Below are 21071 nucleotides of genomic sequence, written 5' to 3'. Positions count from 1 at the left end.
GGAGTAGCGACGATGGCCTTCGACTACTACAGCTCCAAGCCACGCCGCGCCGACGGCGGGATCAGCCTGCGTAGCCAGCGAGGCCGCATCGGCACCACCTGGTGGTCACGCCGTTTCCTCCAGGTGCTCGAGTCACTGGATCTCAGCGGACGGCTGGCCCGCGGCCGCTCCTACGCCCGGCAGGGCCAGGTGCTCAGCCTGGCGGTGGGGTCCGGCACCATGTACGCCGACGTCCAGGGCAGCCGGCGCCGCCCGTACGCGGTGAAGCTGGTCGTGCCAGCGCTGACCGATCGGCAATGGGCCCGGGTCGAGGCGGCTTTCGCCGCGGCAGCGCTGTACCGGGCCGCGCTGCTGGCCGGTGAGCTGCCCCCGGAGATCGAGGACGTCTTCGCCGGGTGCGGAACGCCGTTGTTCCCCACCTCGACCACTCAGCTCGGGATGGACTGCTCCTGCCCGGACTGGAGCGTTCCCTGCAAGCACGCCGCGGCGGTCTGCTATGAACGCGATCAGATACTGATCGCCAGCGGAGTGGCCGAGAGTGTCGTTGACGTCTTTGAACCTGTTCAGGTCGATGACCAGCACGGCGGTGAAGCGGCCGGTGCGGGCGCCGCGGGCCAGGGCGCGGGTCAAGCCGGTGTGGATGCGTGCCCGGTTGGCCAGGCCGGTCAGCCCGTCGGTGACCGCACGCTCGTCGCTCTCCTGCTGCACCACGATCTGACGGAACAGGACCAGCGCGCTGAGCGCGGTGACACCGAGCACCAGCCCGCCCCAGGGATAGAAGGCACCGGCGCGGAACGCGGCGACGAGGATGAGAACGTCGCTGACCGCGACGGCAGCGACCGGGAGCAGGTAGGTGGCCATGCGCCGGCCCGCGTATGCCATCGGGGCGGGCCGGGCCGCTGACCGGCTTTGTTCGGCAGTGGCCAGCGCCAGCAGTGCGTCGGCGGTGACCCAGCACAGGAACTGCCACGGCGAGTCGAGATGATCCAGGCCACGTTGCTGCAGGTAGCCGTGGACGACGTCACCGGTGAAGAGGACCAGCGTGCCCGCGGCAAGGATCCGCAGCGGACGCTGTGCGGCGGTGTCCGCGCCGTGCAGCAGCAGACGCGCCACGCTGTAGAGCAACGCGATGTCGGCGACCGGGTAGACCCCGATGGAGACCAGCACGGGTAGCGACAGGCCGTGCGCGGCCACGTAGGGCCCGAAGGCGGTGTACCAGAGGATCATGGTTCCGCCGGTGACGACGGTCAGCGTGTCCAACGCGGTCAGCCACCGGCCGCGGCGAGAGGTGCGCCGCAACGGGAACATCTGCAGGGCGACGAACACCGCCGCGACGAACAGCACGTGTGTGACGTCGACCGTCGGGGTGATCCCCTCGGATTCCAGCAGCAGCACGACCGGCGGGGTGATCACCAGCAGAGCGCAGGCCGCGCCCACCATCCACCAGGCGCGCCGGGACCGCAGCGGAAGCCCCGGGGTCCGTGCGGCCCCGACCGCCGCGATCAGGCCGACCAGCCCGAACAGCCCGCGGCCCAACCGGCTGACGTGATCGGGGTCCAACGATGCCCCGGCGGACGCGACGCCCCACAGCGCAAGCGTGAGCGCTTACAGCGTCCCGAAACCCGCGTACATCCACCACCCGCGGCTCACGACGCGTATCACCCCATCGCCCGGTCACGGTTCCGACGCACTCCTGATCGGTCGGCTTCGTACGAAACCTGAGCGGGCTCAGAAGACATCCGCAGCATCGTCACACGAGCGGTCGCTTGCTTGGTGAACCAGCATTGCGTCACTGGAGCCGATCGGCTGGGGTCGAGCAGAGGGTCGGTGTCACCGCGGATTGCGCTCCGATCACCACGACGTGCCTGCATAACGAGTGCGACATGGACGTACGGCGCACGGATGCGGGCACTCTGATCAGGAGTCATGGAACCTCTCCTCCCGCACTGCGGATTTCCGTTGAGGAGGGCCGACGCGGCTGCGGTCGCGACGATCAGTTCCTCGCGACCGAGGCGCCCATTGCTGTCGCGGAAGCCGAGAACGCCGACTCCCAATGTAGCTACGAGACGGGTAATTCAGCCATTCTTGCAGCGCGAGAAGACGTCATGGCGTGAGGTCCTCGTTGCGACGCTCGGCACCGGTGCGCTGCTCTTCCTGGCCGTTCAAACCGCTAAGTCGATCGGCGCGGCGCTATCCGCGATGACTCCGACTGCACATTAATGGCCGGAAACTCTCCGCATCAGCAGCCGTCTCGCGTTGCGCTAGGCAGTAAACGCCAAGCCGCAGACGACGCCCGCCAACCCGAGCGCCGTCAAGAGTGCCTTCTGCTATTCGTCCTGGCACCCACAAGCGTCGACCAAGAAGGCGTCGACTTCCACTGGTCGTGTCACACCATTATTCACTGGAACACCCCGGCCGACCGCGTCGGCTTCGAACAACGCGACGGCCGTGTCCGCCGATACGGCGGGCACGAGGGCCTATCACCGCTGATCGCGACCATGATCTGACCTCTGCAGTCAAACTTCCGGGCCACCCGGACGCCGACCGTGACACCATTATGGATGGTCACGCCCAGACTCAACGGCGTCGGGCGGCAGCCAGCAGCGCTGGGAGCCCCGCCGACGACGGCGCATCGCGCGGACGCCGCCACAGGCCCGGCGCTCAGCGACAGTGTGAGCGAATTCCCGGATCCGAGCGCTCAGCCCAGTCATTTGCGGGCAGGCGCCGATCAGGCTGTCGCCGTGCCGACGGCGGCGGGCCGCTGCTGGGGCGCGTCGGTCGGCTCGGTGGTGGTCCAGCTGGATGCGCACCCACCACGATATGCGTGAGTCGACGCGCACCTACCGTGTCGTGCCACCGTAGAGGGCGCTACTCGCCCGCTACGGTGACACCTGAACGCGCCAGCCCGACCCAGGGTTCCACCACCACCGAAGACGGGGCCATAGCCGGAACGCGCAGCGAACGAGGGAGCCTCGAGATGGCCGAATGGGCAGACTATCCGGACCTCGATGATTTCGCCTTCAAATCGGTTCTGCCGCCACCACGATCTGTTCGGCAACGAGAAATCGTCGGATCATGGATACACCATCCTGAAGCCGAGCCCAAGGGAGGTTCGCTCAACCTCGTAAAGATTCGCAACTCCTGCCGAACCTTCTCTTCGAGTCGAGGAACGGTCAGGGGCGACGATCTGGCCTGGATCGTCGAATGTAGGCATGTGCTGGAGGGCGTGACGTCGGAGCTGGTCGATGTTGACCAGGCACCATTAGTCCTTGACTTTAATCAGCCAAATGAAATTGTGGCGGACGAAGGCACTCTGCTGGCTCGCTGGCACTACACGCGAGAACGCGACAGGAAACTTCGCTCCAAGAAGATCGCGGCGGTTCGGAAGGCTGGCGCAGCCCTTTCATGCGAGGTTTGCCAGTTCGACTTCGAGGTGGCGTACGGCCCCCATGGAGCCGACTTCATTGAATGTCACCACAGGCGACCGCTCGCCGACTCGGGTCCGACCAAGACGAGCCTGAGCGACCTCGCTTTATTATGCTCGAATTGCCATCGAATGATCCACTATCGGTCACCCTGGTTGTCGGTAGAGGAACTGCACCAGAAGCGCGCAACCGCAGGGATGTAGGAGGACACGGGCCTGCGCCCGTCGGCACCACTCTCGCCGTCCGCTGCACCGCATTCGTTGCTTGAGGACCGACCGTCCGCCTGACCAGCGGCGCACTTGTCGACAGCGGAGATCGAGGAGTGAGCCGCGGTCCTGCCTGCTCCTCCACCCAGGGCCGGACAGTGATCCGCGCAAGCAAATGCCAGCCGGCGGAGCCAGCGATGCCGTGGCACGCCGGTCTTCGCGGGCGACCCATTTGTCTCGGCCTCGTCGCGGCGGGTGTACCTTGCCGCCACTGGCAGTCGCGGGGATCGAGTCAGGGGCCGGGGTGCGAGTTTTCGTCAGCCACGCGTCGCAGGACCTGCCTGTGGCCCAGCAGTTGTATACGTGGATCACCGACGCGGGACATCAGGCTTACCTGGCCGCTGACGTCCTTGACGGGATCGCAGGCGGCGAGGTGTGGAGGCATCGCCTCTTTAGCGAGTTACGCGCCGCCGACGCGGTGGTGTGCGTGGTGACCGGCGCGTTCGCGCGTTCGATGTGGTGTGCGGTGGAGATCGGTATCGGCGATGCGCTGGGGTGCCTGCTGGTGCCGGTCCGTGCCGAGACCGGCGCCGAGCATCCGATGCTGGAGCCCTCACGCGTGCAGTACGTGGACTACGGCGCCGATGCCGAAGCGACGCGGACGGGGCTGGTAGAGACATTGCGGCGTTGGCAAGCCGGGGGCCGCGCCAGATGGAAAGAGGGCACGAACCCCTACCCAGGGTTAGAGGCGTTCACCGCCGGGCGGCAGCAGTTATTTTTCGGTCGCAACACAGAGATCGGCCAGCTGCGTAAGAGCGTCGCGGCGGCGGCTCGCCCGGATGGACCGGGCCTGCTGATGCTCACAGGCCGCTCAGGGTGCGGGAAATCTTCGCTGATCCGCGCCGGGCTGTTGCCGGGGCTGGCCGATGATCCGGCGTGGCTGGTGGCCGAGGCGTTCGCCCCGGCAGGCGATCCGGTCGGTGCGCTCGCGCGGTCTCTGGCCGCAACAGCCTCCGGTGCCGGCCTGGACGCGGGCGCGTGGTCGGCCTCGAAGCTCCGAGCCCGGCTCCTGTCTCAGGAGCAGAGCGGAGGCATGGCCGCGGTGACAGAGGATCTGTTGTCCGCGGTCGGAGGCTCCGATAGCCGCCGGCTGCTGCTACCGGTGGACCAGGCCGAGGAGCTGATCACCCCCGCCGGGGCCGAGGCGGGTGCGTGGCTGTTCACCGCGGTCTCCGACGCGATCGATCGCGGGCTAGCGCGGATCGTTGCTACCGCCCGCGCGGACTTCGTCGACGACTTGTTGAGTCTGGCCGCGCTGGCCGACGCCCGTGTTGAGGTGTTCCCGCTACGGCCGATGCCCGCAGGACTGTTGCCGTTGGTGATCACCGGCCCGGCCCACGTCGCCGGCCTGGTGGTCGAGGAGGAACTGACCCGGCGGCTGGTGACCGACACCGGCGATGGGCAAGCACTCCCCCTCCTGGCCTTCACCCTGCACGAACTCGCAGACGGCCTCGAACACGGGCAATCGCTTTCCGCACGCCGCTACGAGGAGCTGGGCGGAGTCGCCGGAGCGTTGGCGCGTCACGCCGATACCGCCCTTCACGCCGCCGCGCAGGCTGCCGGGCTCACCCAAACCGAAGTCCTGGACGGACTGACCCGGCTGGTCACAATCGACTCCGACGGCCGCCGCGCTCGCCGCCGGGTGCGCACCGACCGGCTCCCTGTCCCGCTGCAGAGCGCAGCCAAGATCCTGATCCAGGAACGACTACTCGACCAGGACAAACACGACAACGATGCGGACCCTGGCGTGCGCCTCCCGCACGTGGGTCTCACGCACGAGGCGCTGCTGACCGCATGGCCTCTGTTCGACACCGTGCTCACCGCACGAGCCAACACCTTGCACGCCGCGCGCACCGTCGACCAAGCTGCCAAGGACTGGCGCAGAGGCGGCCGCACAGAGGCCATGCTCTGGAACGACCGGCGGATCGAAACCACTTTCGCGGCGATGGGCGCAATGCCCAGCATTACGGCCGCCGCGGTCACTGCCGCCGCTGACGAGGCCGACCTGCCGCCCGAGGCCGTAGCGTTTCTGACCGCTTCGGCCGCCCATGCCCGCCGGCAACACCAGCTGGAGCAACGCCGGCAACGACAGGCCCGTCGAGCGCGAACCCGCACCATCGCGGTTCTCTCGATCTTCCTCGCTCTCGCGCTAGTCGCCGCGAGCGCCGCGATCTTTCAGCGACGATCGACGCTCGACGCTCGACGCATCTCCGCCGCCCGAGCTCTCAACTCCGAGGCCGAGTACGTCCGCGACATCGATGGCTGCCTCGCCATCCAACTCGACACTGCTGCCGAGGCCCTCAACCCCGGGCCGGAAACCCGCAACCATCTCGCCAACACTCTGCTGGTCAGCGTTCCCTCCACCCAGCTTCCGGGCGGCCGCGGTGGGGGGTCGGCGGTATTCAGCCCGGACGGATACACGCTGGCCACCAGCGGAGCCGGTGGTGCGGTGCAGCTGTGGGATCTGACCGACCACGCCCATCCGCGTCCGCTCGGACCGCCGCTGACCGGCACGAGTTCCTTCAACTCGCTAGCGTTCAGCCCGGACGGGCACACCCTGGCCATCGGCGGCGGCGGCGCGAGCGATGTTGTGCAGATGTGGGATCTGGCCGAACGGGCTCATCCCCGCCTCCTCGGATCGTTACGGAGCGGCTCCAAAGCGCGCGACGCGGACTCGATGATGTTCAGCCGAGACGGGCGCACCCTGGCCATCGGCGACTACGGCGGTGGGGTGCAAATGTGGGATCTGACCGAACGGGCTCATCCCCGCCTCCTCGGATCACCGCTGGCCAGCAAAACCCTTTACTACTACTTTGTGGCGTTCAGCCCGGACGGGCACACCCTGGCCATCAACGCCGCCTACGAGGATGGACCTACGGTGCGGCTATGGGACCTGACCAGCCCCAGCCACGCTCAGCCCCTCGGACCATCACTGGCCGGCACCAGCTCCGTGAGCTCGATGGTATTCAGCCCGGACGGACACACCCTGGCCATCGGCCGCAACGGCGGTGCGGTGCAATTGTGGGACCTGACCGACCAGGCTCATCCCCGCCCGCTCGGATCACCGCTGACCGGCCAGACCGGCTCCGTGCACTCCGCGTTCAGCCCGGACGGGCGCACTCTGGCCATCGGTGGAGCCAATGGCCACGGCGGCATCGTGCAGTTGTGGGACCTGACCGACCGTGCTCATCCCCGTCCCCTCGGATCACCGCTGATCAGTCAGACCGGTACCACAGAATCGGTGGCATTCAGCCGGGACGGACACACCCTGGCCACCACGGACGACCACGGTGTGGCGCGGTTGTGGGACCTGACCGACCGAATCCGAACCCAGACCCTCGCATCAGCACTGCCCGTCCAGACCGGTCCCGTGAACTCGGTGGCATTCAGCCCGGACGGGCACACCCTGGCCGTCGGCAACGCCAGCGGTGCAGTGCAGTTATGGGACCTGACCAACCGCAGCCGCCCCAGGCGCCTCGCATCGCCGCCGACCTCCACCAGCTCCGTGACCGCGGTGGTATTCGGTCCGGACGGGCACACCCTGGCCACCGGCGGCGCCAACGACGCCGGCGGCGTGGTGCTGTTGTGGGACTTGACCGATCGTGCACATCCCCGTCTCCTCGGAACACCACTGACCACCCAGACCGGTACGTTGACCTCGATAGCGTTCAGCCCCGACGGGCACGCCCTGGCCACCGGGGACGCCGATGGTGTGGTGCGGTTGTGGGACCTGACCGACCGAACCCGCACCAAACCCCTCGGATCACCCCCGACCAACACCACCGATGCCGTGCAGTCGGTGGCATTCAGCCCGGACGGGCGCACCCTGGCCATCGGTGGCGACGCCGGCAACGACGGTGGGTCGGTCCGGTTATGGGACCTGACCGACCGTGCACAAGCTCGGCTCCTCGGAGCACCGTTGACCAGCCAGACCGGAGCCGTGAAATCGGTGGCGTTCAGCCCGGACGGCCACACTCTGGCCACCGGCGACGACGCGGCAAAGCTATGGGATACGACATGGCTGCGTGACCTGACGCAGAACCCCGCAAAGGAAGCCTGTCAACGTGTGCCCGAGCCTCTAGACAAAACTACGTGGCAACTCTACGCCCCAGGGCTGCCGCTCCAGCATCCCTGTCGATGAGCAAATAACAGTCTCGCCACCAACTGGCTTTATCGGTGCAGTTGGACTCAACGCGACAGTTCCCCTCGTCCGAGCCGCGGAGCGCAACGGTCACTTACGACGCGACGTCGCCGCCGGCACCTCACCCGTGGCGAAGCGAAGACCGTTGGGCGTCCGCAGAGTAATCCAGTCGACGCGGAACGTGCGCCGGTCCGCGCGGTCGAGATACCCGGCGGCCAGGTATCAGGGGATGACGTGGTCCAGTTCGGCTCGGCGCGGGTAGGCCCACTGACCCGGAGCCGTGTGGATAGCGGTGCTGACCGAGAGCACATTGAGCTGTGTGTTCCTTCGCTCGGATGCCACTTACCTGCACGGACGCCGCCTCGACGAGGAGATCGCCTCTACCCTGCGCTCCAGACTGGCAACGATCGCACGGTTCCTCATCGGACTCGTCGCGGCTGTGAGTAAGGCGCTCCGCTCCAATTCGTGGGGGCTCGTCCCGGTCTCGGGCCGACCACGAGCGCAGGCTGCCTGCGCTGACGCCGGTTCAGCGCCGTTTCAGCCCTCGATGTGACCCTCTTCTTCACTCCCGATGCGAAGGAACTCGACGAGGATCACCAAAATACGTGCGGCCAGCATCGTTCTGGCTACTGTCACCGGGCTGGCCACGCTTGGTCTCGCCAGCCCGGCCCAGGCCTTGGTCAAGTCCCTGGACGTGGTGTTTCGGTTGATCTTCGAGTTGATGCGGGGTCAGAAGGGTGATTGTCCGGGTTGGTGGTTGATGGGTTCGCCGGTGGCGGGCTGCCATTGATCGATGTCGTCGGGCCAGGGTGCGGGGCGGCCGTGGTCGTCCCAGAAGCCGGTCTCGGCTCCGGTGTGGAGCTGGGCGGCGTTGAACGCGGCGCGCTGGTCAGCGTTGGGCAACGGGCTGGGGGTCGGGCTGGTCATGCTGCTGTGGTCTCCAGTTCAGGCAGGGCGGTGTCGGTGGCGGCCGGCGGGTCCAGAGGGTGCAGCTGGGCGCGGGTGAGGACGTCGAGGGAGAAGTAGCGGCGGCCTTCGGTCCATTCGTCGTGTTGTTCGGCCAGGACGGCGCCGACCAGGCGGGTCACCGCGTCCCGGTCGGGGAAGATCCCGACGACGTCGGTGCGACGCCGGATCTCCTTGTTCAGCCGTTCGTTGGGGTTGTTCGACCAGATCTGCCGCCAGATCTCTTTCGGGAACCCGGTGAAGGCCAGGATGTCGGCGCGGGCGGCGTCCAGGTGCCCGGCCACGGCCGGCAGTTTCGCGGCGACGGAGTCCAGCAGCTTGTCGAACTGGGCGTGCACCGCGGTGGCCTCGGGCTGGTCATAGACCGAATGCAGCATCGTCTTGACCGCTGGCCACGCCGACTTCGGGCAGACACTCATGAGGTTCGCGGCGTAGTGGGTGCGGCAGCGTTGCCAGGTCGCTCCGGGCAGGTTCGCCGTGATCGCCTCGACCAGCCCGGCGTGGGCGTCGGAGGTGACCAGCGCGACGCCGGTCAGACCGCGGGCGACCAGATCGGCGAGGAACATGTTCCACGCCTGTTTGGTTTCGCTCGTGGCGACGGTGACGCCGAGGACCTCGCGGTGCCCGCCGGCGTTCACACCGGTCGCGACGAGGACGACGGCGTTGACGACGCGGCCGTGTTCGCGGACCTTCATCGTCAGCGCGTCGGCGGCCACGAACGTGAACGGCCCGGACTCCTCGAGCGGGCGGGTGCGGAACGCGGTGACTTGTTCATCCAGGTCGGTGGCCATCCGTGAGACCTGGGACTTGGACAGGCTGGTGATACCGAGGGACTGGACGAGTTTGTCCATCCGCCGGGTCGAGACGCCGAGCAGATAGCAGGTCGCCACGACGCTGATCAGGGCGGTCTCGGCGCGTTTGCGGCGTTCGAGGAGCCACTCGGGGAAGTAGGACCCGGTGCGGAGTTTCGGGATGGCGACGTCGATCGTGCCGACGCGGGTGTCCAGGTCGCGGTGGCGGTAGCCGTTGCGGGTGTTGACCCGATCCGGAGAACTCGTGCCGTATTCGGCGCCGCAGACCGCGTCGGCGTCGGCGGAGAGCAGCGCGTTGATCACCGTGGACAACAACGAACGCATCAGGTCCGGGGAGGCGTCGGAGAGGGCTTGGCCCAGCAGGCGGCCAGGGTCGATCATGTGTGGTGCGGTCATCGCGTCGATGCCCTTTCGAGAGTGCTGTGAGAGGTTCGCTCGAAAGATCACGCGATGGCCGCGTTCCTCGTTCAGCCCAACCGGGCCGCCCGACGATCACGCCAACCGCGTCACACCACTATCAGGGACGCAACTGTTGGAGGCGGTTGTAGGTACGGTTGTCGGTGTCCAGAACCTGGTCGCCGGCGGGCTTCTTGATCGGAGTGTGGACGCCCTGGCCTGCGCCTTCGTAGCCCAGATCAGCCAGGGTCGGCAGGTCGAGGTGCGCTGCGGCCCAGTACAGGGCGCCGAGCGCGCCGCTATCGGTGGCCACCGTCTGGTCGTGCAGATGCCCCGGGAAAACCTCCGAGACCCAGATCGGGAGACCGTCGGGACGCATCACCGCTTGCACGTTGCCGCCGAAGTCCCGGTGTTTGCCGGAACACCACGCATGAATCGTGTCGCCTTTGACGCTGGTGGTGGTCTCGGCGACCCGGTCGGTGTCGAAGACTTTCCCGTCGAGGATCACGTGCGCCCAGCCCTCGGCAGCGACGCGTTCGAGGGCTTCGCGCAGATCGGGTGCCTGGGCGGCCAGGACGTACATCGCCTCGTCGCGGTAGCGGTAGGCGGTGGCCCGGGAGATCCCGAATCCCGCGGCGAGCAGCGTGAGGTCCTCGCGTTTGCGGAACCACACCAGGGCGAAGATCGCCTGTTCCCGGCTGGTCAACACCCTGCTTCCAGCCGGAGTACGGCGGGTCCGGCGCTGCGCGCGCAGCAGCCCGGCCAGGCAGGACACCAGTTCCCGGGGACGTCGAGCATGGCACGATAGGCGATCACGTGGGGTCCTCGGTCTGGGCTGATCTTGTGGTGATTTCTGTCTACTGAGGACCCCACGTCCTCAGCTACCACTGCCCGATCAGCCCCGATTGCGCGTGTCGCCGGACTTCACCACGCGAAATCGTTGAGATCACCTCAGTGGCCAGCATCCTGGCCAATCCCCGCTACACCGGCCGCCAGCGGCGGGCACAGCACCGCGACAATCGAGGCCGTACACGGTGCTGCGACCGAGTGGCCGTCCGTGAAGCCGGCCCAAAACGAACAACGTCGCGGGTTTCAACGGCATGCAAATCCACGTCGCGATGGAAGAACTTCACTACACAGCTTCGGACTCGGGCTTCGAATAGTTCCTGCAGGTCGAGCTCGAGACACCGTGCGATGTCCTCAACGATCTCCGGCGACTTCACGTAGTCGTGTTCACCGTCGATCGGGTTCATCGCATGGGCGCGCACCAACGAGGCATACGGGCCAAAGTGGAACCCATCCACGAACTTCATCCGGTACAGGTAGGCGCCGTGCTTACCGCGCATCGGGCTCGGAGCGTCGCCTTCCGACTCCTCCCGGAGCGCGCTCCACCGTGACGGCGTCACCGCCCCGGAGCAGAGCCCGTACAAGTCCTTCCAGAGACGGTCGAGAACTGCGCCCAGCGGCAAGATTCCCTCTTCGAGAAAGGCATGCGAACGCATCACGCGAGTGCCGTGGAAGTAGTAGGCACCGTCGAAGGTAACCTCGCCGACCTCCACGCCAAGAGCCGCCCGAGCGAAGCCCTCACCGCCGCCTACTGTCAGACGGACCAAACGATGCGCCAGCTAACAATGGTGCGCCCATCGGCGGCATGAAGGTACTCCAGGTCGCACGTCTGTCCGGTGGTCTTCCGAGCGCACTGCGCGAACGATTCGGGGCCAGGATTCTACCCGAACACGACCGCGAAGCGTTTCTCCGCGCGCACGGCTCTGATGTGACCGTCGCGGTCACGACCGGGGTCACCGGCGTCGACGCCGGTCTCCTCGCAGCGCTCCCCCGCCTGGGCGCGATCGTCACCTGCGGCGTCGGGTACGACGCCACCGACCTGGTGGCCGCCCGAGCTCGCGGGGTGGCCATCAGCAACACACCGGACATGATGAACGACTGCGTCGCCGACCTCACCGTCGGCTTGCTCATCGACGTGTTCCGCCGCATCAGTGCCTCTGATCGGTACGTCCGGGCCGGTAAATGGGCGACGGACGGCACTTTTCCGCTGACTCGGCAGGTGACCGGTACGCGGGTGGGAATTGTTGGCCTGGGCCGGATCGGGCGCGCCGTGGCCGACCGACTCACGGGCTTCCGCTGCGCGATCCGGTACCACAACCGCAGCCGGCCGGCCGACGTGCCGTATCCCTATGCGTCATCAGTCCGGCAACTGGCGGCCGACGTCGACGCTCTGATCGTGACCGCAGCCGGAGGCGACGCCAGCCACCATCTCGTCGATCGCGATGTCCTGGATGCCCTCGGACCGGACGGCGTTGTGATCAACGTGGGGCGGGGCACGATCGTCGACGAAGAGGCTCTAGTCGAGGCGCTGGTGGCCGGTCGGGTCGGCGGCGCCGGGCTGGACGTCTACGCGCACGAGCCCCACGTATCCGCAGCACTGCGGGACCACGACAACGTCGTCCTCACGCCGCACATCGGGAGCGCCACCATCCAGAGCCGGCAGGCGATGGCCGACCTGGTGCTCCGGAACATCGAGGAGTTCCTGACCAGCGGCAGGCTCGTCACGCCTATCGACGCGTGACGCCGCTGACGCTACTCTGCATTTGATGAACGTTTGGGCGCTAGGCGAACATCTACCCGACCTGCTGGTCGTACCCGGGCAGCGCATGGTGGTCGCGACGACCATGCCTGACGGGCAACCCCATCTCACCGTCGTCTGGTACGGCTTCGTCGACGACGGCCGGATTGCCTTCACCGTGCGGTCGCAGTCGGTCAAGGCCCGCAATCTGGCGCGAGACCCGCGACTCACCGTTTTGGTCGACACCGGCACCACGCACGGAGAACTACGCGGCGTCCAGATCGCCGGGCGCGCCGTTCTGGACAACTCCCCGGCGACGAAGCGCCTCGTCCACGAGAGTGTCGCCGGCCGGTACTCCACCAAAGCGACCGCGGACGTCGATCGGACGATGGCGAAACGCCTCGCCGTCCTCGTCGAACCGATCACGATCCGCTCCTGGGATCACCGGCGATGACCGCGGGACCACTCGCGGGCCTCCGGATCGTGGAGCTCGGCGGCATGGGACCGGTGCCGTTCTGCGGCCTGGTGCTGTCCGATCTGGGCGCGGACGTCGTCCGGATCCACCGGCCGGCCGAGATCGACCGGCCCGGCAACCCGGTGCTCGGCCGCGGACGGCGGTCCCTGGTGGCCGACCTCAAGACCGCTGACGGCGTCATGCTCGTGAAACGTCTGATCGACCGGTCGGACGCGATGATCGAAGGCTTCCGGCCCGGCGTCGCCGATCGCCTCGGTTTTGATTCGGACGCCCTGCGAGCGGTCAATCCCCGGCTGGTGGTGGGGCGGATGACCGGGTACGGGCAGACCGGCCCGGCCGCGCAACGGGCCGGGCACGACATCAACTACCTGGCCGCGTCCGGTGTACTCGGAGCGCTCGGCACCGCCGACGCGCCGCCGTTGCCGCCGCTGAACCTGCTCGGCGACTTCGGCGGCGGCGGAATGCTGCTGGCCGTCGGGGTCCTGGCCGCGGTCCTGCAGGCGCGGATCTCCGGGGCCGGGCAGGACGTCGACGCGGCGATGGTCGACGGCTCGGCCCTGATGATGGCGATGACCTACGGGATGCTCGCCCGGGGCACCTGGCCACGCGAGCGCGGCACGAGCATGTTCAGCGGCGTGCGGCCTTACTACACGACGTATCGGTGTGCGGATCAGGGCTTCGTCGCGGTCGGGGCCAGCGAGCCTCCGTTCTTCCGCGCGCTGGTGGCCGAACTCGGGCTCAGCGACGTGATCGACGTCGCCCGGCAGACGGATCCGTCCACCTGGGACCACCAGCGCACAGCGTTCGCGAACGCGTTCGCGGCCCGGCCCCGGGACGAGTGGGGCCGCCGGTTCGCTGACGTCGATGCGTGCGTCACCCCGGTGCTCAGCCCGGACGAAGCGCCGGACGACGTCCACCTTGCCGCCCGGAAGACCTTCGTCCGAACCACCGACGGGCATCCACAACCCGCACCAGCACCCCGCTTCAGCGCCACGCCGACGGCGGCGCCACGCCCGGCGTCGTCGCCCGGTGAAGACACGGATGCCGTACTGACGGAACTCGGCGTCACCGCGGAGGAGATCGCCCCGCTCCGCGCCACCGGAGTGGTGGCCTGAACCAGCGCAGGGCGCGCCGGATCCTAGGCGCCGAAGGCGACGCCCATGCCGGTGATCCAGGGCTCAACAGCCTCGTAGGACGTGAACCGGGCCGGCGGCGAGCCCGCGGCCGCCCAGGCCGCGGCCCACGTCCGGACCTCGTTCGCACCACCGCCGCGCCGGTCGAGCTCCGGCTGGGTCAGCCGGCTGAAACAGTCGGCGTCGCCGGCTGACATCTCGGCCAGCAGGCCGCGGTCCCAGTCCGGGTCGAGGTAGTCGAGCGCGGTCGCCAGGGACGCCTCCCGCTCCTGCGGACTGAAGCGCTTCGCGCCGGGCGCGGGCTCCGGGAACGGCGGGTTGTGGCTCAGTCCGCCGGTGCCGATGAACAGCACGGTCCCGTCGAAGGAGGCCAGCGCCTCGCCAATCACCTCCCCAACCCGCCGCGCCCGCGCGACCAGGAAGATCGGATAGCCGATCGCGTTCACGACGATCGGTACCAGCGGGACCTGCGCCGGTGCGTCGAAGAGCTGCAGCAAGGTGAGCCCGAGTCCGTGATCGACCGACACGTCCTCCCCGACGGCGAGGTCGACGTCCCGCGCGACGACGTCCTGGAACAGCTGCTCGGCCACCGGGTGCACCGCCAGGGAGACGCGCGGGATGTCGAACTCCGGCACGGTGTCACCCGAGAGGATCCCGGTGAACGGCGGCCGCACCTGGTTGAGCAGGTTCATGTGGTCGGGGGCGAACATCACCACCACGTCGGGCGCGATCTCCCCGATGAATTTCCTGGCCTCGTCGACGGCCGCGCGGTATTCGTACCCGGCGTCGGCCAGGCGCGGAACCGCCATGAACGGGCTGTGCGACAGACAGATGTAGGCCGGCGTCATGTGAACCTCCTAGCTTGCCGCCAGTGCCTCTAAGGCGGCGGCCTCGGCGTCGTAGTCGTACAGCCACGAGCGGAACCGCACCGACCCGGCGATTTCGGCGTCCCGTTCGGAGAGGTCCTCGAAGTGCGAGTCGTAGCGCCGGCCGTTCGCCCGCGCGCCGAGTTGCACCTGCTGGGTGCGCTGCCGACGGAGGTTCTCGTAGCAGCGCAACGCCTCGGGCAGGCTCTCCCGGGTCGCCGGACCGACGAAGACCGCCAAGGCGACGGCGTCCTCGATGGACTGGTTGGCCCCCTGACCGAGGTGCGGCAGCATCGGGTGGGCGGCGTCGCCGAGCAGCGTCAGCCGGCCCTGGGTCCAGTTGGCCAGCGGGTCCCGGTCGTAGAGGCCCCACCAGTTGGTGGTCTCGACCTCCGCGAGCAGCCGCGGGATGACCGGGTCCCAGGTCGCGAACTCCTTGCGCAGGGCGTCGATGTCGCCGAGCGCCGTCCACGACTCCGCTGCCTTCTCATGCGACGGCACGAAGCCGACGTAGTTGATCAATGTGCCACCTCGTACCGGGTAAACCAGGAAGTGCCGCTGCTCGCCCATCCAGAGCTGGGAGATCCCGGTGGGCCACCACGGCACCCGCTCGGCCGGCACCAGGCCGCGGTACGCGACCGAGCCGGAATCGATCGGCGCCGACGGTTCGGCGACGCAACTCCGCAGCACGGAGTGGATTCCGTCGGCGGCGATCACCGCATCGGCGCGCACTTCGGCGCCGTTGTCGAAGCGGACGACCGCCTCGTCGGCGTCCTGCGAGAACCCGACAGCCCGGTACCCGGTGTGGACGCTCTCGGACGGAAGCGCCTCGGCGAGGACGTCGACCAGGTCGGCCCGGTGGACGCCGAACATGCCGTTCCAGCCGCTGGAGTCGGTGGTCAGGATCGGTGCGACGAGCGAGCCGTCCTCACGGTAGTAGCGCGAACCGTCGCCGACGCCGGCACCTACCGCCGCGACCGCGTCCCCGATCCCGATCCGGTGCATCAGCCGCAAGCTGTTCGGGGTGATCAGCACCCCGGCTCCGACCTCGCCGAGTGCGGGAGCCTGCTCGTACACCTGGACGTCGACGCCTCGGTGCAGCAGCGCGTTGGCGGCAGCCAGACCGCCGATGCCGCCGCCCACGATGGCGACGCGAATGGAGTTCCGCGGCATGGTGATCACCTGTTTTTCCTGATGCTTCGTGGTCATGGGTGGACCGGTCACGAGAGGACGGGGAGCGCGGCGGCGTGGCGTCCGGCGAGGCGGCCGAAGACGGCGGCCTTGCCCAGGGCGCTGCCGACCAGATAGCCGGCGCCGTGGAAACCACCGACGAGTTCCCCGGCCGCGAACAGCCCGGGTATCACCGCGCTGTCGTGGGCCAGCACCCGCATCGATCCGTCGACCCGCAGGCCGCCGTAGGTCGTGGTCAGACCTGCGCGGCAGGCGTAGGCGTAGTACGGCGGGTTCGTCAGTCCGCTCGCCGACCGTTCCAGCGCGTCGGCGGGCACGCCGAGGACGCCGGCCAACTCGGGCCGGGAGGCCGCGGAGACGAGCAGCCCGTCGCGCAGGGCGGCGGCGAAGTTCCGGGGCGCGGGCGTCTCCTTCGAGAGCGCCATCACCGACGCGTCGAAGACCTGGTAGACGGTTCCTCCGGGCTGGGCCGCGGAGGCCCGGCCGAGCGCCTTGATGTCGTTGCGCTCGTCGGCGAACCGCTCGCCGGCCGCGTTGACGATCACCCCGCCGTCGAACTGTGCGTAGAGCAGTCGCGGCGGGACACCCGGGGTGACCGAGGCGCCGAACGACGCCTCCACGTACTCGATCCCGGCGAGCCCGGCCCCACGGTCCAGCGCCATCCGCAGGCCGTCGCCGGTGTTGCCCGCACCGCCCATCGGCACCGCGCCCGCACATTGCGGGGCCAGCCGCTCGATCAGCTCCGGGCTCCTGGAGAACCCTCCGGTGGCCAGCACGACCTGTGCACCCGGCAAGGCTGTCACCGAAGAATTCGCGTGGTACCGGATCCGAGGCGAGGCCAATGCCCGCTCGTGCAGCAGGCGCACGAGGGCGCCCTGCGGTAGCACGTGCAAGCGCGGGCCGACCAGCGTGAACGCCGCCCCGAGACCGGCCAGCCACTCGTACGTGCCGGCCTGGGCGTCCGCGTACGCGTCGAGCAGCACCGGATCGCTCGCGCCCCGACCGGCCTCGGCCAGATCGGCGCGCAGCGCCGCCGCCGAGTCGTCGACGCCCGCCTCGCGCTGGAGCGCGGTGCCCGCGAACAGCAGCCCGCCGCCGGACAGCGCCGAGGAGCCACCGACGTCCGGCTGCTTCTCGTGCAGGACGACGTCCGCGCCGGCTTCAGCGGCGGCCAGCGCCGCCGCGTGCCCGGCCAGACCGCCGCCCGCCACCACCACGACATCAGTCATCGTCGCCGACCCCCAGCGGCACGTCCGCACCGGCCAGCCACGCTTCCTCCGCGTTGCGGAAGCGCGTCACCAGGTCGGGCCGGTCGACGCCCGGCCGGTCGGACCGGACCGGCTTACCCTCCTGCGCCCGGAAGTACGACTGGAACGCGTAGGACGCCCGCATCCGGGCCAGCAATTCCAGGTCCAGCGGCAACGGCGTTCCCGGGATCACCGGCGCCAGCATGTTCTTCTCGTACACGCCCACGAACGTCTCCAGACGCCAGGCCCCGTCGATCCGCGAAACCCGGGAGTGGTGCCGGCAGTAGGACGTCATGTCGCACGCGACTCCGGAAAACACCCGGCGGAACAGGATCGCGCACGGCGTTTCGACCAGTGCCCGATCGCCCTCGACTCGCACCAGCGACGGCCCGTTCGAGTGCAGGGCGTGGCCGCCCGGCTCCTCGCCCATCCTTCGGGAGGCCGCGATGAACTCGTCCGCGGTGCCGTCGATCCAGGACAGGAACACCCGCGACCTGGCCTCGACGTAGCAGGACGCCATCAGGTCCCATTGTTTGGTGTCCCGCGCCATCCGCTCGGTCTGCGCGAGCTCGGCGATCGTGAACCGGTCTTCGAAGTCGCTCATCGCGCGCTCCGGTACGACGCGTCGAGTGCGGCGAACCGCTTTCCGGAGGCCACCGCGCCCTCGGCGTACTCGGGTGGGCAGTGTGCGTACGGCGACCGGCACGGGCCGGCCTTCACGTACCCCGCCGCGTTGATGCGAATCTTCTCCAGCTGGATGTTGTACCGGGAGAAGTCCGCGAACGAACCGTTGGGAAAAAAGCCCGCCGATGCCGCACCCAGTTCCGCGGCCACCGCCTGCGCGCCGGCGACGTCGCCGCCGAGCAGCCGCCGACCCATCTCGACATGCGCGAGTGGCCCGCAGGACGCCGATCCGCTCCAGCAGGCCACCACGTCGTCGGACAGCCCGAATGCCGTGCACCAGTCGCGGTCCACCGGAAGCAGGCGCATCCCCCCGGCCACCGCGTCTACGTCCGGGCCGAACTGCGGACCGAACACCGGGTACTTGGCCGCGACCACGTTGGGGATCCGCGCCAGCTCGGCGTAGTCGGCCGCGCTGATCTTGCCTTTGAACGCCTCGGGGTTGTCGTAGACCATGATCCCGAGCTCGGGCACCGCCTCGGCCACCGCGCGGTAGAACCCGACCAAGTTCGCGCCCTCGCACTGGGCCCACATCGGACGCCCGAGCAGCAACCCGTCGACGCCCAGATCGCGCAGCGCCCTGGCCCGGGTGATCGTGTCGCGGGTGTTCAGCGTGGTGGCCCCGGCCAGTACCGGGACCCGGCCGGCGGCGGTCCGGACCAGGATGTCGGCGAAGTCGCGCAGCTCGTCCCAGGTCAGCGTCGCGCACTCGCCGAACGTTCCGGTGCTCATGATCGCGTCGACGCCGTCGGCGATCAGCGCGTTCACGGCCCGTTCGGTCTCGGCCCGGTCGAGGGTGTCGGCCATCGCCGGGTCGTCGGCGCCGTCCAGTGCCGGGGTCGGCATGATGGCGAAGACGCCGCGAATCGCGTCCGTGGCCAGCCGCATCAGCGTGCTCCGCCCAGCTTCGTCTGCAACTCGTCCCAGGTCAGCAGCCCGACCGAGTCGCGGAAGTTGAGCCCGAGGGCTTCCAGCAGCTTCGAGTTCTCGATGATCAGCATCCGGACCGGCTCGGTCCCGCTGCCGTTGTAGTGGCGGTGCCACATCATCGGCGGCACGCAGACGAAGTCGCCCTGCGTCCAGTCGTAGCGGCGGTCGCCGATCTCGCTGTAGCCCTGGCCGGTGATCACGTAGTGCACCGCCTCGTGGTGGTGCCGCTGCATGTCGGACGAGCCGCCGGGCACGAACTCCTGCAGCCACAGCTCGAACGCCTTGATCGGCGTCCCGACCACCGGGGCGAGCCGGGCCGGGTTGTCGGCCGGCGTGTACCAGGACAGGTCCTTCTCGCGCACGACGAGCTCGAGGTTCTCCGGCGGCCGGGGCAGCGGCTCGCGCTGGACCTTGATCTGGGCCCGAAGCTCGGCGAGCTCTCGGTCGACGTCGGTCATCGGGTTCCTTCCGGCACGCGGATCGCGTGTTCTTCGACGTATTCGAGCAGGCCGAGGTCGGTGCGCTCGCGGCCGATGCCGCTCTGCTTGACGCCGCCGAACGGCATGTCGAACGACAGCGAGCTGACGTTGTGGCTGTTGAGGAACGTGCCCCCGGCTTCGAGCCGCCGGGCGACGCCGAGCGCACGGTCGGGATCGGCACTCCACACCGAGGAGCACAGGCCGTACCCGGAGTCGTTGGCCATGGCGACCGCCTGCTCGACGTCGTCGTAAGCGACCACTGGGAGTACCGGGCCGAACTGCTCGGTAGCCACCAGCTCGGCATCCTGGGACAGGCCGGTGACCAAGCGCGGGAGCAGGTAGTGGCCGCCGTCCCAGTCGACCTCGGCGGTCGGTGCGCCCAGCGTCCGGACCTGTCCGCCCGCCCGCTCGATCAGGCCCTCGACCCGGGCTTTGGCCGCCGCGCTGATCAGCGGGCCGAACGTCGTCTCCGGGTTCAGTCCGTGCCCCACCCGGAAGCCGTCGACGGCCGCGCTGATCGCGTCGACCACCTCGTCGTGCCGCGAGCGCGGTACGTAAACCCGTTTCACCGCGAAGCAGATCTGCCCGGCCCTCGTGTAGGCGCCCCGGGCCAGCAGCGGAGCGGCGTCGGCCAGATCGACGTCGTCGAGGACGACAGCGGGATCGTTACCGCCGAGTTCCAGGCTGATCCGCTTCACCGAGGCCGCCGCGGCGGCCATGATCTGTCGGCCGACCGCGACGCTTCCGGTGAACGACACCTTGCGGACGCCCGGGTGCGCGACGAGCGCGCTGCCCACCTCGACGTCACCGTGGACGACGTTGACGACGCCGTCCGGCAGACGCTCGGCGATCGTGCGGAGCACCCGTCCGAGCGTGACCGGGGCGAGCACGGAAGGCTTGACGACCACGGTGTTTCCGGCGATCAACGCCGGCGCGAGCTTGGGGAGCGTGAGCACGATCGGCGAGTTCCACGGGACGATCAGCGCGGCCACGCCGATCGGGCGGTGCTCGGTGACGATGCGGTACCCGTCGGCCGTGACGGTCCGGTCGGCGAGGACGCGGTCCGCGCGGCCGAGGAGGTCACGGAACAGAGCCAGCCCACGGGACAGGTCCATCGTCGACTCGAACCGGGTCCCACCGTTCTCCCGGGCCAGCAACTCGGCGAGGGCGTCGGCCTCAACGGCCTCGATCGCTGCGGTCAGGAGCTCGATGCGCAGGTCGAGCTCAGTCGCGGCCCAGGACCGGCCGGCCCGGGTCGCGGCCTCGACCGCAGCGTCGACATCCTCGGGGCCGCCCTCGGCGACCGTGGCGACGACGTCCGCGGTGCGGCCGGGGTCGCGGACTTCGAACCGGCGAGCTCCGGCGACCGGCCGACCATTGATGAACTGGTCGTCGAGTGTCGCGGGCAGGACGGAGCTGTCCATATCTCCCCCCATCCTGATGGTTAGCGAAGTTCTCTTGGCGAACATGTGGTCGTTG

16 protein-coding genes and 2 pseudogenes are annotated in these 21071 nt (G+C 68.8%); 6 read left to right on the top strand and 12 right to left on the bottom strand.

Annotated elements, in window-relative coordinates; all coding sequences use genetic code 11:
- Positions 1-12: 12 nt before the first annotated feature.
- Positions 13-474: pseudogene (locus ACIBZJ_RS42330) on the top strand (hypothetical protein); the annotation flags it as partial.
- A 36-nt stretch (positions 475-510) separates the two neighbouring features.
- On the opposite strand, the pseudogene ACIBZJ_RS42325 reads toward ACIBZJ_RS42330, so the two are convergent.
- Positions 511-861, bottom strand: a pseudogene (locus ACIBZJ_RS42325) (diguanylate cyclase domain-containing protein); the annotation flags it as partial.
- 2116 nt (positions 862-2977) lie between these two features.
- Between ACIBZJ_RS42325 and ACIBZJ_RS42320 the strand changes: the two are divergent.
- Both ACIBZJ_RS42320 and ACIBZJ_RS42315 read left to right on the top strand, forming a co-directional pair.
- Positions 2978-3628, top strand: a complete 651-nt coding sequence (locus ACIBZJ_RS42320; RefSeq protein WP_395939269.1) for an HNH endonuclease — start codon at positions 2978-2980, stop codon at positions 3626-3628.
- 178 nt (positions 3629-3806) lie between these two features.
- A complete protein-coding gene (locus tag ACIBZJ_RS42315; RefSeq protein ID WP_395939268.1) occupies positions 3807-7832 on the top strand; it encodes a TIR domain-containing protein in 4026 nt (1341 codons plus the stop codon).
- Positions 7833-8561: 729 nt separating this feature from the next.
- On the opposite strand, the gene ACIBZJ_RS42310 is transcribed toward ACIBZJ_RS42315, so the two are convergent.
- From ACIBZJ_RS42310 to ACIBZJ_RS42295, 4 genes are all read right to left on the bottom strand, one after another.
- Complete coding sequence (locus tag ACIBZJ_RS42310; protein ID WP_395939267.1) at positions 8562-8759, bottom strand: hypothetical protein; 198 nt, start codon at positions 8757-8759, stop codon at positions 8562-8564.
- Complete coding sequence (locus tag ACIBZJ_RS42305) at positions 8756-10006, bottom strand: IS256 family transposase (RefSeq protein WP_395939266.1); 1251 nt, start codon at positions 10004-10006, stop codon at positions 8756-8758. The genes ACIBZJ_RS42310 and ACIBZJ_RS42305 overlap by 4 nt, the downstream gene beginning before the upstream one ends.
- A 121-nt stretch (positions 10007-10127) precedes the next feature.
- Positions 10128-10712 (bottom strand): transposase family protein, encoded by a 585-nt coding sequence (locus ACIBZJ_RS42300; protein WP_395939265.1) that lies wholly within the window; start codon positions 10710-10712, stop codon positions 10128-10130.
- 274 nt (positions 10713-10986) lie between these two features.
- On the bottom strand, positions 10987-11565 hold the full coding sequence (locus tag ACIBZJ_RS42295) for a hypothetical protein (protein WP_395939264.1): 579 nt from the start codon (positions 11563-11565) through the stop codon (positions 10987-10989).
- A 92-nt stretch (positions 11566-11657) separates the two neighbouring features.
- Between ACIBZJ_RS42295 and ACIBZJ_RS42290 the strand changes: the two genes are divergently transcribed.
- The 3 genes from ACIBZJ_RS42290 to ACIBZJ_RS42280 are packed head-to-tail and all read left to right on the top strand — an operon-like array spanning position 11658 to position 14180.
- On the top strand, positions 11658-12593 hold the full coding sequence (locus ACIBZJ_RS42290) for a 2-hydroxyacid dehydrogenase (RefSeq protein WP_395939263.1): 936 nt from the start codon (positions 11658-11660) through the stop codon (positions 12591-12593).
- A 25-nt stretch (positions 12594-12618) separates the two neighbouring features.
- On the top strand, positions 12619-13044 hold the full coding sequence (locus tag ACIBZJ_RS42285) for a pyridoxamine 5'-phosphate oxidase family protein (protein WP_395939262.1): 426 nt from the start codon (positions 12619-12621) through the stop codon (positions 13042-13044).
- Positions 13041-14180: a CaiB/BaiF CoA transferase family protein gene (locus ACIBZJ_RS42280; RefSeq protein ID WP_395939261.1), complete on the top strand. Its 1140-nt coding sequence runs from the start codon at positions 13041-13043 to the stop codon at positions 14178-14180. The genes ACIBZJ_RS42285 and ACIBZJ_RS42280 overlap by 4 nt, the downstream gene beginning before the upstream one ends.
- 23 nt (positions 14181-14203) lie before the next feature.
- On the opposite strand, the gene ACIBZJ_RS42275 is transcribed toward ACIBZJ_RS42280, so the two are convergent.
- From ACIBZJ_RS42275 to ACIBZJ_RS42245, 7 genes are read right to left on the bottom strand one after another with little or no spacing between them, the layout of a single operon-like run.
- Positions 14204-15046, bottom strand: coding sequence for a hypothetical protein (locus ACIBZJ_RS42275; protein ID WP_395939260.1), 843 nt, complete (start codon positions 15044-15046; stop codon positions 14204-14206).
- Positions 15047-15055: 9 nt separating this feature from the next.
- Complete coding sequence (locus ACIBZJ_RS42270; protein ID WP_395939259.1) at positions 15056-16273, bottom strand: FAD-dependent monooxygenase; 1218 nt, start codon at positions 16271-16273, stop codon at positions 15056-15058.
- 11 nt (positions 16274-16284) lie between these two features.
- Positions 16285-17484: an FAD-binding protein gene (locus ACIBZJ_RS42265; RefSeq protein ID WP_395939258.1), complete on the bottom strand. Its 1200-nt coding sequence runs from the start codon at positions 17482-17484 to the stop codon at positions 16285-16287.
- On the bottom strand, positions 17477-18106 hold the full coding sequence (locus ACIBZJ_RS42260) for a nuclear transport factor 2 family protein (RefSeq protein ID WP_395939257.1): 630 nt from the start codon (positions 18104-18106) through the stop codon (positions 17477-17479). Before ACIBZJ_RS42260 ends, ACIBZJ_RS42265 begins: the two co-directional genes overlap by 8 nt.
- Complete coding sequence (locus ACIBZJ_RS42255; RefSeq protein ID WP_395939256.1) at positions 18103-19071, bottom strand: dihydrodipicolinate synthase family protein; 969 nt, start codon at positions 19069-19071, stop codon at positions 18103-18105. The genes ACIBZJ_RS42260 and ACIBZJ_RS42255 overlap by 4 nt, the downstream gene beginning before the upstream one ends.
- Positions 19071-19571 carry a cupin domain-containing protein gene (locus ACIBZJ_RS42250; protein ID WP_395939255.1) on the bottom strand — a complete coding sequence of 167 codons (501 nt, stop codon included), beginning with the start codon at positions 19569-19571 and terminating at the stop codon, positions 19071-19073. Before ACIBZJ_RS42250 ends, ACIBZJ_RS42255 begins: the two co-directional genes overlap by 1 nt.
- Positions 19568-21016 (bottom strand): aldehyde dehydrogenase family protein, encoded by a 1449-nt coding sequence (locus ACIBZJ_RS42245; protein ID WP_395939254.1) that lies wholly within the window; start codon positions 21014-21016, stop codon positions 19568-19570. The genes ACIBZJ_RS42250 and ACIBZJ_RS42245 overlap by 4 nt, the downstream gene beginning before the upstream one ends.
- Between the last annotated feature and the right edge of the window lie 55 nt (positions 21017-21071).

The sequence above is a fragment of the Cryptosporangium sp. NPDC051539 genome (assembly GCF_044454545.1).
GTDB lineage: Bacteria > Actinomycetota > Actinomycetes > Mycobacteriales > Cryptosporangiaceae > Cryptosporangium.
This window is presented reverse-complemented; position numbering and strand designations above follow the sequence as displayed.